We start from the raw sequence: 15486 nt of genomic DNA on the forward strand, positions 1-15486 counted from the left end.
TGTCAAAAAACTTAAAAATAAAAACTAGATTTGTCAGTTTATGTTATATTAGTTGTCGGTGACTTAATTTATTAAGGATGTGGAGAATTTATTTTATGAAAAAATATATCAGAAAAGCAGCAGCTGTCATTGCCGTAGCAAGTATGGCTTTATCGACAGCAGCTTGTTCCAATGGTGGTAAAACCGTTGCTTCTTACAAAGGCGGTAAGATTACTCAACAAGAATACTATGATGAAATGAAAAAGTCTCAGTCAGGTAAATCCGCATTGGCAAATATGATTATCAATCGTGTTTTAGAGCAACAGTATGGCAACAAGGTTTCAAAAAAGCAAGTTGATAAACAGTATAACAACTACAAAAAACAGTACGGCAGTCAATTTGATGCCGTTTTGCAACAAAATGGCATGACTGCTTCAAGCTTCAAGCAAAACTTGAAAACAAACTTGCTTACTGAAGTTGCCTTAAAAGACATCAAGAAGATTTCAAAGAGTCAAGAAGAAAAAGCTTGGAAAGCATATCAACCTAAGGTTAAAGTGCAACATATTTTAGTTTCCAAAAAATCTAAAGCTGAAGAAATTACTAATGAATTAAAGAATGGTAAAAGCTTTAAGAGTTTAGTAAAGAAATATTCTTTAGATACCGGAACAAAGAATAATGAAGGAAAACTGCCGGCTTTTGATTCTACCGATTCAAGTTTGGATCCTGCGTTTAAGAAAGCCGCTTTTAAATTAAAGACGGGTGAAACTACAAAGAGTCCAATTAAATCTCAATCAGGTTATCACGTAATCAGAATGATTAAGCACCCTGCTAAAGGATCCTTTGCTTCACACAAAAAAGAGATTGATGACCAGATATATCAGACAATGTCACAGGATCAACAAACTATGCACGATGTACTAGCTAAGGTTATTAAAAAAGCTGGAGTTGACATAAAAGACAAAGATCTAAAAGATGTTTTAGCTTCTTATGTTTCTACTTCAACTAGTAAAAAATAATAGATATTAAAAAGAGTTCAATCAAGCTTGAACTCTTTTTTTATTCTAATTTATGAGCTTTTCCTAATGATTCATCTATTTTGGGCCTATAAAATTTTCGACCACCTTGACTCATTATATTATCTGTAAAGTCTCCTGGACGAGTGTGCTGTAAAGCATTAGTAATAGCATAAACAGATGCGTCCAAATCATCAATACGATGCAGTAACTCGGCTTCAAGCAAAGCAGGTAACTTAGGTGAACCATACTCAAATTTACCATGGTGAGATAAAACCATGTGCCGTAGCAGCAACAAGTCTTCAGATTCTAAATCAATTTTAAGCTGTTGAGCCGCCAGCATAATTTGTTCATCAATTAAAACCAGATGTCCAATCAAATTACCTTCAGTAGTATATTGGGTCGCTGCTGGACCGGTTAATTCAAGCACTTTACCCATATCATGAAGAATACAGCCGGCATATAACAAAGAACGGTTAACTTGAGAATAATTGTCCGCAAGGCCTTTTGCATCGCGTAGCATTGATACAGTATGGTATGCTAAACCACCACGCACTGCATGGTGGTTACTCTTTCCCGCTGGAAAATCAAAAAAACGTTTATCCCATTTTTTTAATAAGAATCGTACAATTCTATTCCAAGTAGGATTCAGTATCTCAAAGACATATTGGTTTATCTCTTCTTTCATATCAGCAATTTTTTCGGGAGCTGATTTAATAAATTGCCTGAGGTCATAACCTTCCTCTGGACCAACAACACGCAAGCTGTAAATCTTTATTTGTGGCTGTCCCTGATATTCTTCGCGCTTACCATCAAGCTCAACAATAGTCCCTGCATTAAATGTTGCAGCATCTTGATCATTTGCATCCCAAAAGTTGCCACGAATTTCACCAGATGAGTCACTAAATGACATTGCCAAATATAGTTTTCCCTTTTTTGTATGTCTTAATTGAGAATTCTTAATCAGTACAACCAACTCTAGTTCTTCGCCATCATTATAATCCAGCAAACGTTTATACATTTTTAGTTCCTCTCTTAAAAGTTAGCGGTTGTATTTGCAATTTATCAACTAGACTTGTTTGTGCAGTAAAAATTAATACCTGATTGCTTCCAGCAATAGCTTGAAGCAACTTTTCAATTTCATTAACTCTCTGATCATCAAAGTTAACAAAAGAATCGTCTATTAATATAGGTAAATTTATTTCATCTTGTATCTGTTGAACAAAAGCCAGTTTTAAAGCAAAGTATAATTGTTCAGAAGTTCCTCTAGAAAGATATTGCACTTCTATCTTTTTACCATCAAAACGAGTAACCGTTATTTTTTTACCAAATTCAATATTATTATACCGATTATTCGTTAATAGTCGCAAATATTCTTTAGCAGTAACCAACATTTTAGGAAATCGTTCATTCGATGCCAGATCAAGAGCTCGACCAATCCATTTAGCTGTAAATAAGTTAGCCAGATATTCAATACTCAAATTTTTTAATTTTGCTTTTAAATTAGCCAGTTTTTGTTTTTCTTCGAAAACAGCTGTGGAGTTTGCTAAATTTTCCATTTTTACTTTTATTTCAGCTGTTTTTTCTTGTAAATGATTAATATTTTCATGAACAGAAGAGATCTTTAACCTTAAATTTGCGAGATCATTTTGATTTTTGGTTTTATTTTTTGCATAACTTTTCAACTCACTTAAATCATTCTGCAAATTTGACTTAAGAGCATCAATCTGGTTTTGTATCTTATCCTGTTTTAACTTTTGCTTTTGGACTTGCTCATATTCAGCTAAACTCGAAACTTGCGCTTTTGCTAAGATTATTTTTAGTTTAGTGGTAATTTCATTGAGTTCATCTTTATTTTCAACCAAACTATTTTTTAAACTAGTTTGCTTTTCACGGCGTAATTTCTCTAAATTTATTTTCTCAGTTAGTTGGTCTAGTGCATTCAATACATCTTCAAAAGTACTTACAGTTTGATTCAGTTCATCACCTAATTGGACTGCTATCGGTGTGACTAATCCTATTAACTCATTCTTTCGCTGATTATTTCTTTTTAAGTTTTGAATTAATACTTTATATTGTCTCCACTCATTAATTAAATTATTTATATCTAAATTGATTGGATTAATACCATACCGTTTTTCAAAAGACTGCCTTTGTTGCCTTATTTTTTCGTTCTGTTCTGCAGCAGTTTCTACTGTTTTTTGTGTTTGTTTTTGCCGATAAGAACCAAATACTATTAATGCCAATCCAACACCGCTAGCTAAAAAGCCAAAAACTCGTGCAATAAACAATAAAATTAAACCGACAACAAAAATAATGCCACCAAAAAGAAGGAATTGCTTAGAATTATCACTCTTACTCTGCTCAATCTTCAATTCCTTTTGAGGTAGTTTTTGATAATCTTCTTGCAACTTAATTATTTGCTCTTGATTCATTTTCACAATTTTATTTAAATTTGAATCAAGTGCAATAAGTTGATTTTGCTCATCTTTTATTTGTTCATCTTTTTGTAAGCAGTTGCGATATTCTGATTGCCATTGCAATACTTCCGGCTTTTTTTGTAACAGCTTTGAAACTGCTGTATTTTCTTCCGGATCATCAGAATATTCATTTAACTTTGCAGTTATTTTTTGTTGCTTTTTATGCAAAGATTCAGCTTGTATGGTTAGAGTTTGAGCTGACTGAAATTGCTTTGAATCAAAATTAATTGTTCTAACTTGATTTTGCAAATCTTGCAATTTTTCGTAACTCGGAAAAAGTTTTTGAATCTTATCTAAACTGTCATACTCTTTTTCTAATTCAAGTTTTTTTTGCTCTTCTTGATGTTGCAAACCTCTTTGCTTCTTAAAATTGTCATTAAGTTCTTGGTAAACCGAAAATTCATTTTCAGAATTACTGACTTCATTTTCTTGTTCTTTAATTTCTAACAACAATTGGTTAATAGGCGGCTTTTTACCAGTTTTTTTGAACAAGGCATCAGCACTTTTAGAAAAATCGTCACGTAAAGTTATCAGACTATCACTATTAGCCGCACCCAAATAATAGATACGTTCCATTAAGTCTTTCTGCTTAATTTGATCAACTTTTGCCAGCATATCCTGATTAAAAATAAAACTGTCAGTATAAAATTTACCATCAATATTTTTAATTTGATCAAAAAAAACATTTTCTGGTATAACCTGATTGTCACATTTAACAGTCAGAGTGCCAGCTTTTGACCCTTTACCCTTTGCATAAAGTCTTTCCAATTGATAATGCTGACCATTTTCATTTTCAAAAAATAAAGACCCACCCATTGGGCTAACTTGTGCCAAAGGAGTATAGTTCTCAAAAAATTCTGAACCCTGATTGGCAAGGTGGAAACCAAATAAAATCTGCTTAATGAAGGCAACGACGGTACTCTTTCCCGCTTCATTTACCCCATAAAAAACATCAATATTTGAATTTGATAAGTCAAAAGTAAAGTTTGAAAATTGACCAAAATTAACTATTTGAATTCTAACTAATTTCATCATTAGCTCCTTTCAATTTACTATTCAACTTAACTTCAGCGAGTTGCTTCACTTCCTGGGCGAATTCAGGGTCTTGGGCTAAAGTATCAGTGTAATCAGATTTTAAAGCCCAAATTTTGCTTATTTGAGCAAATTGTTCAGAACTAAAAACTTCTTTTTCAGCCTGTTTAAAGTATTTTTGATCATTAGAAGCGATTTCTAAATTATCCCCATTAATAAACCTCACATCTACCAATTGTGAATCGTGAGTCAGTTTTCTGGAAATCATTTGCCAAAAATCACTGTCTTGAACCAATTCTTTTTCTTTTTCATTCAAAAAATCAGCACCCTTAATTTGCAGACAAAAATAAGTAGTTGATATCGCGGACAAACAATTAATAATCATATTTTCCAGTTCTGTTTTTGTCATTGGTTGTGTTAATTCAATTTCTTTTTTACTCCATGTAATAGAATTAGTCTGCACAAAATTAATCTTAGTTTGTTTTGTTTGCTCATCAATAGTTCCTAAATAGCAACCTTTTGGGCCGGTTTCATTAATGTGACGCCCTTGGATATTTCCCGGGTATACAATTAATGGCGTTTCGGACAAGACTTGTCTTAAGTGAATATGACCCAATGCAAAATAATTGTAATTTAGATTTTGTAACTCACTCAAACTAAAAGGAGCATAAACATTTTGTGAACTTGTACCAGCTCTTTCCTGTGCGTGCATAATGCCAAAAGTATAACGATTGCTTTTAGCAGGAAATTGCGCCGCCATATCATCATTAATATGATTGGCCAAATATGAAAAACCGCTCACGTCATACTCAAAACCATTTTTTGTTTTATAAGAGACAGTTTCTACTTTTTCACCATTACCCAATAATTTGAAATATGGACTTTCAGCAATCAATAAGTCTTCCTTTGCCATATGATCATGATTGCCAAAAATCATAATTACCTGAATCTGCGCATTGACTAGTCGCTCAATTTCATGGGCGAAAAAAATTTGTACACTGGGAGTTGGCTTGAAACTATCAAAAGTATCCCCAGCAATTAATACTAAGTCAACCTTTTCTTTCAGAGCCAGATCTACAATTTTAGTTAAAGATTGCATTGGAGCATTTTGAATCTGCTTAAAGCTCTCAGATGGTAAAAAAGATAGCCCCAAAAATGGACTATCTAAATGTGCGTCAGCAAAATGGATAAATTTCATTATTATTTATTCCTAAGACCATCATAAAGGTCATTAATTGGCTTAGTAATTGCTTTTTGAACGTCGTCAATTGTTTTATACATACTTTGTTCAGCCTGCAAGAGTTTTAATATTTGTGCATCTTTTTGCACTTTTTCATTTAATTTTTTATAATCCTCTTCGAGATCCTTAGGAAAATCTCTTCCCTCAGACTGTGAATTAATAATTTTTGTTTGCATCTCATCCATCTGTTTGAACAAAGCAGCACTTTCCTCATTGCTTTTAACAGCAGCAACAGCCTCACTTAAAACTTTAAATTCGTCAAGCTTTTGCAAATCAGTTGCTACTTGATTTGCTGAATCATAAATATTAATCATATTTTTCCTCCTAATTAATGACCTAAAAGTCCTTTAATGTCATTATACCATTCATTAATTTTTTCTCCTGCTGAACCTAAGCCTTTTTCGATTTTATCACCAAAGCCCTTTGTCCAATCAGAACCAGCACCGTTATTTTGAATAATTTGCTTTGGCGCTTGTTCTTTAAATTGATTTTGAGCAGTATATGGCAAGATTGCTTCCATTTCAGCCTTATATAGCCTGGTAATACCAGTTTCTGAAACACCATGCATGAAGTGCTGCTGATTAGTACGGTCAAAGCCAACCCAAGTAGCTACCACAACGTCAGGTGTATAACCAACGATCCACTGATCTTTAGTACCAAAGCCATAAGAGTTTGGTACTTCAGTTGACCCAGTTTTTCCTGCAACCCGATAACCGGCTGGTTGAGCGGATGTTCCAGTGCCTCCAGCAAAAACTCCCAATAGCATAGTAGTCATTTCTTTAGCAGTATTTTCTGAAATGATGCGGTGCGTGCCAGTATCATGATTTTCAGCAATCACATTCCCACTAGCATCAGTAATCTTAGTGATGAAATAAGAATTATTAGGCAAATTTCCCTTATTGGCAAAAGCTGAATATGCACGCGCCATTTGAATTGGTGAAACACCTGTTGATAGTCCACCTAGAGCTAAAGCAAGATTTTGATCTTCTTTTGGTACCTTGATACCAAAATTATTGGCTGATTGAACTCCCTTAGATACCCCAATTCGATCTAATAGCCAAACCGCGGGAACATTCTTACTCTGTGCTAAGGCAGAGTACATCGGGATTTTATCAGAATAACCATTGTCAACGTTATGCGGTTGATAACCATTTTTACCAAAACGCTGCAGTTTGTTAGAAAGCTGTGAATCATAGTGATAACCCTGTTGAAGTGCTGGAGCATAAGAAACTAGCGGCTTAATTGAAGAGCCTGGCTGTCTTTTCATTTGAGTCGCACGGTTATAGCCACGGAAAACATGTTTGCCTCGACCACCTACTACAGCTCGAACTGCACCCGTTGCAGGATCCATTACCACTGATGCGCCTTGAGGTTTAGTACCATCAGTGGCGTTTTGCGGGAACAGATAACCCTGTTCAAATTTTTGCTGCAGCTGACTTTGATAATTTTGATTAAGAGTTGTATATATCTTCAATCCCTTATTCATTACGTCTTCTTCTTTTAGGCCATAGCGATTAATTGCCTCATCAACTACTGCGTCAAAGAAATAAGGGTAACGATATCCATCTTTATTATGATAAGTATCATGTAAAGTTAAACCAATTTTTTGCTCACTTTTCGCCCTGGAACTTGATAATTTTTTATTATCAACCATTAGATTTAAAATCAGGTTTCTCCGAGACAAAGCATAGGACATATGGTCAATTGGGTTATATTTACTTGGATTACGTAAAATACCGGCTAAAGTTGCTCCTTCTCCAATCGTCAACTGACTGGCATTTTTACCAAAATATTTTTGACTGGCATCTTCAACACCCCATACACCATTGCCAAAATAAGCTTTATTAAGGTACATAGTCAATATGTCTTTTTTAGAATAGACATGATTTATCTCGACAGCAAAGAAAAGTTCCTCAACTTTACGAGAGAAGGTTTGCTTTTGCGTCAATAAAGCATTTTTAGCCAATTGTTGCGTGATAGTTGAACCACCACCAGATATTTGACCACGGTTAAGAACCAAGCCCAAAGCAGCTCTGCCCATGCCTTTGATACTAAAGCCCGGGTTCTTCCAGAAAGTACGATCTTCTGTTGATATAACTGCATTTTTTACATTAGGGGAAATTTTATTATAGCCAACATACGTGCCTTTTTGTGAGTATAGTGAACCAGATTTTTGGCTTCTATAATCGTAAATACCGGTTGTAGCTGATAATGATGCTTTTAAATTTGATATATTTGAAGTCTTAACTTTAACGGTATAATAAGTACAAACCAATAACATCACGGTAAGCAAAATCAAAATGATCCAGCGACCGATGAAAAAACGGTTATCAAAACGGTGCCATAGGCCACCTATCCCGTTTTTCTTTGGTTCATTGTTTTCCATTTTATCTGCTCCTTTAGAAACAACTAAAATTGTATCATATTAAAGGAAATTACCTTTATTTTCAAAAAGATTTAACAAATATTTATGAGCTATTATTTTACCTTTAACTTCCCTGAAAATCTCAATCCGTGTTCTGTCAATGATTTATTACGTCAATTACTCATTCCGAGAAAATGGCGTCATTTTTTACGCGTTGAACGAAAAGTACAGATTAATGGTAGTTATTATCATTTTAATCAAAAAGTAAAGCAAAAGGATAAAGTTGAACTATGGCTCGATCACGTTGAAAGCAAGCAACATATTTATCCAGAAAGTGGTAAAATTCCGGAGGTTATTTACGAAGATGAGAATCTCTTAATTATAAATAAACCTGCGGGACAAAAGACGCACCCAAATTTAAAGGAAGCTAATACAGCCCTGAATGATTGTGCCACCTATTTAGGATTTTCCCCTTTTATTGTACATCGGCTAGACATGTTAACTAGTGGTTTGCTACTGGTAGCCAAAAATCCCGCAGTTGTTCCTATTTTGAATCGGGAATTAACAGCCAAGATTTTTCACCGTGAGTATTTAGCTGTGATTAATATTAATGAACCGATAGCTAACAGAGCAACAATCGATTTGCCAATCGGTCAAGATCCACTTGATCAGCGCAAACGTAAGGTAACAGGCACTGGTATTAAATCAATCACACATTATCAAATTGTGAAGTATTTTGACAACAATACTGCTTTAGTTAAATTAGAACTAGAAACAGGAAGAACACATCAAATTCGTGTTCATCTGGCTGCGATTGACTGCCCAATTGTGGGAGATCCACTGTATAACCCCGACTTTAAAAATGAACAATTTTTGCATTTAACTGCGTATCAAATTTCGCTACAAAAGCCTTTTTCATTAGACAAACTAAAAGTAAAATTATCGCATAAAGATATTCCTTTACTGCAAAATTAAAAAGACCGTTTGTCAAATGACCAACGGTCTTCTTTATTTAATTAAAATTTTTATAATGTAGTACTTGAAGATTCAAGTCAAGTGATTTTGCTAATAAATAATAAAACTGTCAACCTATTTATTCAACAATTTTTAATAAATTCTAATTAAACAAAATCTATTTGCTAAGATTTCTGATAATTTAATCACCCACAAAAGTGCCATCCTCAACTTCACGGATAAAATCTGCTACATGCTTATAGTAAACATCAGGATTATCAACCATGTGATGATGTCCTGCATTCGGTGTAGTAACTAAACGTGAATTAGGAATTTCACGTTGCATAATCTTTGCGGTCTCTAGAGGCATAGTATCTTCTTCACCAAAAGTCAAAAGAGTTGGCATTTTTATTTCCTTTAAGTACTTTCTAAAATGCCAATCTTTTAATTTACCTGTTACCACAAATTCATTATCACCTTGAAAGGCATGGTATACAGGCAAACCACCGATACGCTTAATATGATATAGCTTACATGGCTGTCGCCGATCAAGAAAGTTAATATTTAATATTTGAATATCCTCTTGGTAGCGTTTATTGTCATAGTCATTGTTTGCTTCACATTCACGCATAAAGTCAATTTCTGATTGCGGGAAAATTTCTTGTCTACGACGGTTAATTGACTCAATATAGTCATCAGTATCATCAACCATGGAAGAAATAATCGTCCCTTTTAAGTGTTGACCATATTTCACCGCATATTCTTGTGCCAGCAGGCCACCCCAACTTTGTCCAATCAAGTAGCAATTATCAAGACCAAGTTTGGCACGAACTTCATCAACTTCATCAAGGAAGTATTCATAAGTTAAGTATTTGGCTGCAATTTCAGGATTATCATAATCCGGTTGATCTGAATAAAGAGAGCCTAACTGATCATACATAGTAACTTGAACATGTAGTCCCTGCTTTGCTAATTGGTCAGCAGCGTCTTCCCAATATTCATGATTTCCTCCTGGTCCACCGTGAAGAGCTAATAAATGAATATCGCCTTCACCTTGGGTACTTGTCCACAAATGATAGCCATTATCTAAAGTTATAATTTTTGTTCCAGTTCTCATTGAAATTTACAGCTTCTTTCTATTTAGTAAAACCTACTTCATTCCACAAAGGATGATTATTGTTTTGTTTTGACGGCTTAAGCGAATAGCCGGAAATCTTGTCATTAACTGCAAAAATCTGATAGGAATTATCAACTGGGATAACATAGGCTTCATCATTCATATATCTTTGCCATTCATGAAATTTTTTAACCCGATAATCATGATTAAAAGCCTTTTGAGAATTTATCTCATCCAAAAGTTTATTGTTTTTTGCAGTTACAAATCTGGTCATGTTAAAAGGTGCTGATTCACTATAATATGGATGTGGCGAAGGTTCAGTAGGTGTTGACCAACCAGCCAGATACATATCGACGCCCTTATTATCGTGTTGCAACTTATCATAGAAAGAATTGTGTTCAATTAAACGCCCCGTTGATAATTGGACATTGAGTCCAACTTTATGCCACTGCTGCAAGTAATTTTGAACTATTGGCTCCTGAGTAGTATCCCCACTCATAGCTGCAAAATGAATTACCAAAGGCTTGCCATTTGGCTGAACGCGCCACTTTCCTTTCTTCTTGTAACCCGCTTTATCCAAAATATGATTTGCCTTTTTTAAGTCGTAATTATATCCTTTCTCAGTTTTATCAAAGTAGTCACCAAACTTTTCTGGAACCAAAGTTTTTACCCTAAATGTTAAACCATATGTATAACGCTTATTAACCGCATCAACATTCATGGCATAACCTATTGCCTGCCTTAAAGCCTTATTATTCATCTTGGCTTTAGGATTCATGACATTCTTGCTCTTTTCAGCATCCCATTTTCCTACTTTAAAACCCAAATAATGATAGGCTATTGGAATTTGGGCAATGAAGTTCACGTTTTTAGTATTTTTAACTTGTGGCCACTGGGTATTAATTACAGGAATAATATCAAATTTATGACTTTTAATTGCTTGAGAAGCAGAATTGGGAGATACCACTGAAATAACAACTTTATCTAATTTTGGTTTCCCTCTCCAGTAATATTTGTTCGGAACCCACGTTGCAGATTGCCCTCTAACTAGTTTTTCAATCTTAAACGGCCCGAAAAATAACGGATTTTTCCTGATTTTATCAGAAGATTTTAACTTTGCAAAAGGAATATCTTTCAAATAATGATAGGGTTCAACTGCTTCCCAAAGCGAACGACTTCCTGCATTTGACATACTTGGATTTAAAGCTGAGCAGTGTAAAACAACTTTACGGCCATTTTCTCCATCAGGCATTTCAATTCCAGAAATAGTTTTAGCTTTGCCTTCGTGATATTCTTTTAAGCCCTTTAAGACTTCAAACTGACTGCTATACCGCGGACAAGCTGTATCCTTGTTAGCTAAAATCTCATACGCATATTCAAAATCTTTAGCTACTACCTGTTTACCGTCAGACCATTTAACGCCCTTTTTAATATTGATTGTGATCGTCTTTTTCTTAGGATCTAATTTACGTGTAGCTGGACCTTTATCAGTGACGCCATATTGATCATCACTATCAAATAAAGTTTCTTGACCGGGAGCTGCAACCATCGAGTCTAGGTCTTCAGAGGAAAGTTCTTGTGAAAAAATACCTGAAAATGGAGTATCAGTGACAACTGCAACTTTTACAGTTCCACCATCTTTAACATTCTTTTTAGGAGCTTCAACAGGAAATTTTTTCACTGTATTAGTGTCATCACTATTGTTAGCACTTTTAGCACAGGCTGCCAGTGTTATGGTAGCTAGACTCAAAATGCCAGCAGAAGCAAGCTTACTTCTTTTTTTCATAAAAATCACTCATTTCATTATATTTTACTAATATTATTAATAAATTTTTCATTTATGTCAAATCGTATAATCATATATTTTAAAGGAGTATTTAAAAGAATTTTTATTTAGTGTAAAATAACAAATGCTTCTGTATAATTTTAATATGGAAAAAATAAATATAGAAAGAGTTAGAAAGTGAATATGAACAAGCAAAAAATTGCCGATTTAGCTCAAAAAGCTATTAATACTTTTAATTTACCCAGTTTAGGAATTGGTGTTTATCACAAAGGTGAAAGCTATAGTCATGTATATGGTCAAGCTGAGCAAGACAATCTTTATCCTTTAGCTTCAATTTCCAAAACATTTTTTGCTACTGCCGTCTGTCAATTGGCTGATGAAGGTAAGATAAATCTAGATGATCCTTTAAAAAAGTCTTGGCCTGAGCTAAAGCTAGAAGATAAATATGCTGAAGATCATTTAACATGGAGGGACGCCCTTAGTCACCAAAGTGGCTTACCAGCTCACGATCTGATGCGTTTTACTAATATGAACAAGCATGACCTTTCTTTAAAAGAAAAAGCTGAACACGTTGGTCATTTAAAGCCTAACCATGAATTACGTTATAAAATGCAATACAGCAACCTGGTCTTTGCTTTAGCCACCCATGCTTTTGAACAAGTAATTGGTGAAGATTACGGTACCTATGAGCACCAGCATTTACTCGAACCCCTTAAGTTAACTAGAACTTATATTAACCATCATGAAGCACCAAGAGAAGATATAGTTAAACCATATATTAGAGACAATGGAATTACAGAAGAGGTTCCTTTTATTGCACCTGGTAAAGTTGGTGGTGCCAGCAGTATGCTCTCATCTATTTCGGATTTGCTTACCTGGGCTGAGTATCAGTTAAAATTGCAAAAAGAAAACAAAAACAACGCAATAGCTGAACACTTTTTGCCTCAATCTATTATGGCTCCAAGCCGTGCCTACGGTGGTGCTAATTTTGGTGCTTACGGTTTAGGTATGATGATGGAAGATTACCGCGGACACAAATACTTCTACCACAGTGGTTCATACATTGGTTACTGCTCTTTCATGGGCTTTGTTCCTGATCTTGATTTAGCTTTTGTTTCGACCACAAATATGGATTCAACAGATGCAATTTTTGCATTGGCATATCAAACAATAGATGATACCTTAGGTATTTCGGATACGGATTGGACTAGCAAAATTAAACAGATTGTTGATCAAAAATTAGCAACGCGTGAAGAAAACATTGCCATTCTTAAAGGAAAATCACCCAAAAATTTTGCGGCTAAAGATAATCTTTTAGGAGATTATGAAAACCCAGGCTACGGTTTAATCACTCTAAATGAAAAAGATGGTAATTTAACAGTTACAATTGGCAAGTGGGATTATCCTGTTATTGTTAATGAAAAAGGTAAAATGTATGTGGAAGAAAGACTGTATCAGCATGAGCTTTTACCAATTGAAATTCATCAAAATCAAGTTTTGCTTTGGACAGAGCGCGCACTTAAAGAACCAACTACTTTCACAAAGTTATAATTAAAAAAGCTAAACTTTAATAATTAAAGTTTAGCTCAAAATTGTTTTAAACAGACCAGTCATACAAAAGACTGGTTTTTTTATTTTATATGCGAACTAATCCAAGGCACGACCTTACCAATAACTTCATTAAGTTTGGTAAAATCACCAGTTTCAACATTGTAAGTATGGTTCGCATTTTCAACTGTAAACGAATCTACGTTATCCATGTGACAGTTTTTAATAAAATTTAAACTGATTTTTGGATCCAAAGTAGGATCGCTGATACATACTTCAACTAAAATTGGATTTTTAAAATTTTTAATGTTGTCATTCAAAGTTGTTTTCAATTCATCAAAGAACCTGCGGTATACCAGTTCAACACCACCGCTACTGGTATGAACAATGCAGTAACCTAAATTATCCATTTGAAATTTATCATATGCCATTTCAAGAGGCTCAGAAGTATTGATAGCGCCATTTAGAGAAACTATAATTTTTGCTGGTAACGTCGAACAAGTAAATACTAAGCGACCACCAAGGCTATGACCTAAAAGTCCAACATTATTTTCTTCAACATATGGTAAAGACTGCAAATATTTAAAACTCGCTTTAACCTCATCGGTCATCACTTTCATGCCATAATTTTCTCTTGAATAAAGGTTCTCTCCCATGCTGCACAAGTCAATTCTTGCAGCAACGATTCCGGCTTCTACAATTTTTTTGCTAATTCTTGCTAACATATGATTATCATTATTCCTGGAAGACATGAAACCATGAATCATCAATACAGCGGGAAATTTACTACTTTCATCCGGAATATCAATTTGCATTGGCACCTCATGATCAACACATTTTAAAAATCTCAGTTCTTCGCGCAACTTTAATATCACCTCAAAAAATATTTCATTATTCATCCGTTATAAGATACATTATACTGTTAACTCTAAATTTGTACACCAATACAATATATTGAGTGTTGAAATGTATATAAAAAGTCTACAACTACTTTTAAAAGTTGTAGACTTTTTATGTAACAATTTAGTTTTTAGTTAGATTTTATCTGCTCGCCAAGGATCTATACCCTCATATAATTTGGCTGTGCCAATAGAATTAAATAGGTCATTTTTATGATGAATAACCTTTTTTCCTGCTTCAATTGCTTCTGGCAACAAATGATTGGGATCCCAACCGTCATTTTCAGCTAGAATTTCACGAGTCTTTTCAAAGAAGGCGTGTTTATAATCTGAAGAAATATTAACTTTGCTAATACCGTTCTTTACCGCTTCAGCAATCTGTTCGTCTGGATTTGAAGAACCACCATGCAAGACTAGAGGTGTATCAGGAACTGCCTGAACTATCTTTTGTAAAATGTCAATTCTAATTTTAGGAGTAACATCCGCTGGGTAAATACCGTGACTGGTACCTATTCCTACCGCTAGAGTATCAACACCTGTTTCTTCGACAAATTTTTGAGCTTCTTCGGGTGTGGTATAAATACCCTCTTTTTTATGTCCCTCTATATGAACTCCAGTTTGACCAATAGTACCAACTTCACCTTCAACAGAAACACCAACTCTATGAGCCATTGTTACTGTTTCTTTAGTTAGAGCAACATTTGTATCCCAATCTTCAGCCGACATATCAATCATTACTGAACTAAAGCCATCATGAATTGCTCTAGCTGCACTATCCACTGAATCACCATGGTCAAGATGAAGTGCTACAGGAATTTTACTGTCACGAATACGTGTTAAAACATAGCTAATAAAATCATCTTTACAATATCTCAATTCTGTTGGGTGAATCATAATAATTGCTGGTGCATAATCAGCTTCACATTGTTCAATTGACGTTCTCATTAATTCCAAGTTTGAAACATTATATGCTCCTACTGCAAAATTGTTTTTTCTTGCTACCTCAAGCAGCTGATTCATATTTACTAAGGTCATTTTTTCTCCTCATCTACTAAATACATTAAATTAAATGA

Annotated in this window: 12 protein-coding genes; 3 read left to right on the forward strand and 9 right to left on the reverse strand. The window is 34.4% G+C overall.

From position 1 onward, the window contains the following. Window positions 1–95: 95 nt before the first annotated feature. Window positions 96–995 carry a peptidylprolyl isomerase PrsA gene (locus tag F5ESL0261_RS06620; protein ID WP_034980104.1) on the forward strand — a complete coding sequence of 300 codons (900 nt, stop codon included), beginning with the start codon at window positions 96–98 and terminating at the stop codon, window positions 993–995. A 40-nt stretch (window positions 996–1035) separates the two neighbouring features. Here F5ESL0261_RS06620 and F5ESL0261_RS06625 read toward each other — a convergent pair whose 3' ends face one another. Genes F5ESL0261_RS06625 through F5ESL0261_RS06645 form a run of 5 tightly spaced genes read right to left on the reverse strand, consistent with a single transcriptional unit; the run spans window position 1036 to window position 8130 of the window. Continuing rightward, window positions 1036–2013, reverse strand: coding sequence for a 3'-5' exoribonuclease YhaM family protein (locus tag F5ESL0261_RS06625; protein ID WP_034980102.1), 978 nt, complete (start codon window positions 2011–2013; stop codon window positions 1036–1038). Further along, entirely contained in the window at window positions 2006–4504 is a 2499-nt protein-coding gene (locus F5ESL0261_RS06630) for an AAA family ATPase (RefSeq protein ID WP_158595201.1), read from the reverse strand. The genes F5ESL0261_RS06625 and F5ESL0261_RS06630 overlap by 8 nt, the downstream gene beginning before the upstream one ends. Beyond that, window positions 4491–5702, reverse strand: a complete 1212-nt coding sequence (locus F5ESL0261_RS06635; protein WP_122052648.1) for a DNA repair exonuclease — start codon at window positions 5700–5702, stop codon at window positions 4491–4493. Before F5ESL0261_RS06635 ends, F5ESL0261_RS06630 begins: the two co-directional genes overlap by 14 nt. A 2-nt stretch (window positions 5703–5704) precedes the next feature. Continuing rightward, window positions 5705–6058, reverse strand: a complete 354-nt coding sequence (locus F5ESL0261_RS06640) for a YlbF family regulator (RefSeq protein WP_122052649.1) — start codon at window positions 6056–6058, stop codon at window positions 5705–5707. Window positions 6059–6072: 14 nt separating this feature from the next. Further along, window positions 6073–8130 carry a PBP1A family penicillin-binding protein gene (locus F5ESL0261_RS06645; protein ID WP_122052650.1) on the reverse strand — a complete coding sequence of 686 codons (2058 nt, stop codon included), beginning with the start codon at window positions 8128–8130 and terminating at the stop codon, window positions 6073–6075. An 84-nt stretch (window positions 8131–8214) separates the two neighbouring features. Between F5ESL0261_RS06645 and F5ESL0261_RS06650 the strand changes: the two genes are divergently transcribed. Next, complete coding sequence (locus F5ESL0261_RS06650) at window positions 8215–9084, forward strand: RluA family pseudouridine synthase (protein WP_122052651.1); 870 nt, start codon at window positions 8215–8217, stop codon at window positions 9082–9084. A 181-nt stretch (window positions 9085–9265) separates the two neighbouring features. Here the strand turns inward: F5ESL0261_RS06650 and F5ESL0261_RS06655 are convergent, their stop codons facing one another. Beyond that, on the reverse strand, window positions 9266–10180 hold the full coding sequence (locus F5ESL0261_RS06655; protein WP_122052652.1) for a proline-specific peptidase family protein: 915 nt from the start codon (window positions 10178–10180) through the stop codon (window positions 9266–9268). A 19-nt stretch (window positions 10181–10199) separates the two neighbouring features. Beyond that, the gene (locus F5ESL0261_RS06660) at window positions 10200–11966 is read right to left on the reverse strand and encodes an oligopeptide ABC transporter substrate-binding protein (protein WP_122052653.1); all 1767 of its coding nucleotides are present in this window, start codon (window positions 11964–11966) and stop codon (window positions 10200–10202) included. 183 nt (window positions 11967–12149) lie between these two features. On the opposite strand from F5ESL0261_RS06660, the gene F5ESL0261_RS06665 reads away from it, so the two are divergent. Beyond that, window positions 12150–13517 (forward strand): serine hydrolase, encoded by a 1368-nt coding sequence (locus F5ESL0261_RS06665; protein WP_122052654.1) that lies wholly within the window; start codon window positions 12150–12152, stop codon window positions 13515–13517. An 80-nt stretch (window positions 13518–13597) separates the two neighbouring features. Here the strand turns inward: F5ESL0261_RS06665 and F5ESL0261_RS06670 are convergent, their stop codons facing one another. Beyond that, window positions 13598–14377: a dienelactone hydrolase family protein gene (locus F5ESL0261_RS06670; protein WP_158595202.1), complete on the reverse strand. Its 780-nt coding sequence runs from the start codon at window positions 14375–14377 to the stop codon at window positions 13598–13600. Window positions 14378–14548: 171 nt separating this feature from the next. Next, a complete protein-coding gene (locus F5ESL0261_RS06675) occupies window positions 14549–15448 on the reverse strand; it encodes a ketose-bisphosphate aldolase (protein WP_122052656.1) in 900 nt (299 codons plus the stop codon). Between the last annotated feature and the right edge of the window lie 38 nt (window positions 15449–15486).

Origin of the sequence: Lactobacillus sp. ESL0261 (genome assembly GCF_003693025.1) — a bacterium.
Lineage (GTDB): Bacteria > Bacillota > Bacilli > Lactobacillales > Lactobacillaceae > Lactobacillus > Lactobacillus kullabergensis.

Bases quoted from the DNA above. Each gene is read 5' to 3' on its own strand.
- F5ESL0261_RS06620 (WP_034980104.1), top strand. From the start codon at position 96: ATGAAAAAATATATCAGAAAAGCAGCAGCTGTCATTGCCGTAGCAAGT.
- F5ESL0261_RS06625 (WP_034980102.1), bottom strand. From the start codon at position 2,013: ATGTATAAACGTTTGCTGGATTATAATGATGGCGAAGAACTAGAGTTG.
- F5ESL0261_RS06630 (WP_158595201.1), bottom strand. From the start codon at position 4,504: ATGAAATTAGTTAGAATTCAAATAGTTAATTTTGGTCAATTTTCAAAC.
- F5ESL0261_RS06635 (WP_122052648.1), bottom strand. From the start codon at position 5,702: ATGAAATTTATCCATTTTGCTGACGCACATTTAGATAGTCCATTTTTG.
- F5ESL0261_RS06640 (WP_122052649.1), bottom strand. From the start codon at position 6,058: ATGATTAATATTTATGATTCAGCAAATCAAGTAGCAACTGATTTGCAA.
- F5ESL0261_RS06645 (WP_122052650.1), bottom strand. From the start codon at position 8,130: ATGGAAAACAATGAACCAAAGAAAAACGGGATAGGTGGCCTATGGCAC.
- F5ESL0261_RS06650 (WP_122052651.1), top strand. From the start codon at position 8,215: ATGAGCTATTATTTTACCTTTAACTTCCCTGAAAATCTCAATCCGTGT.
- F5ESL0261_RS06655 (WP_122052652.1), bottom strand. From the start codon at position 10,180: ATGAGAACTGGAACAAAAATTATAACTTTAGATAATGGCTATCATTTG.
- F5ESL0261_RS06660 (WP_122052653.1), bottom strand. From the start codon at position 11,966: ATGAAAAAAAGAAGTAAGCTTGCTTCTGCTGGCATTTTGAGTCTAGCT.
- F5ESL0261_RS06665 (WP_122052654.1), top strand. From the start codon at position 12,150: ATGAACAAGCAAAAAATTGCCGATTTAGCTCAAAAAGCTATTAATACT.
- F5ESL0261_RS06675 (WP_122052656.1), bottom strand. From the start codon at position 15,448: ATGACCTTAGTAAATATGAATCAGCTGCTTGAGGTAGCAAGAAAAAAC.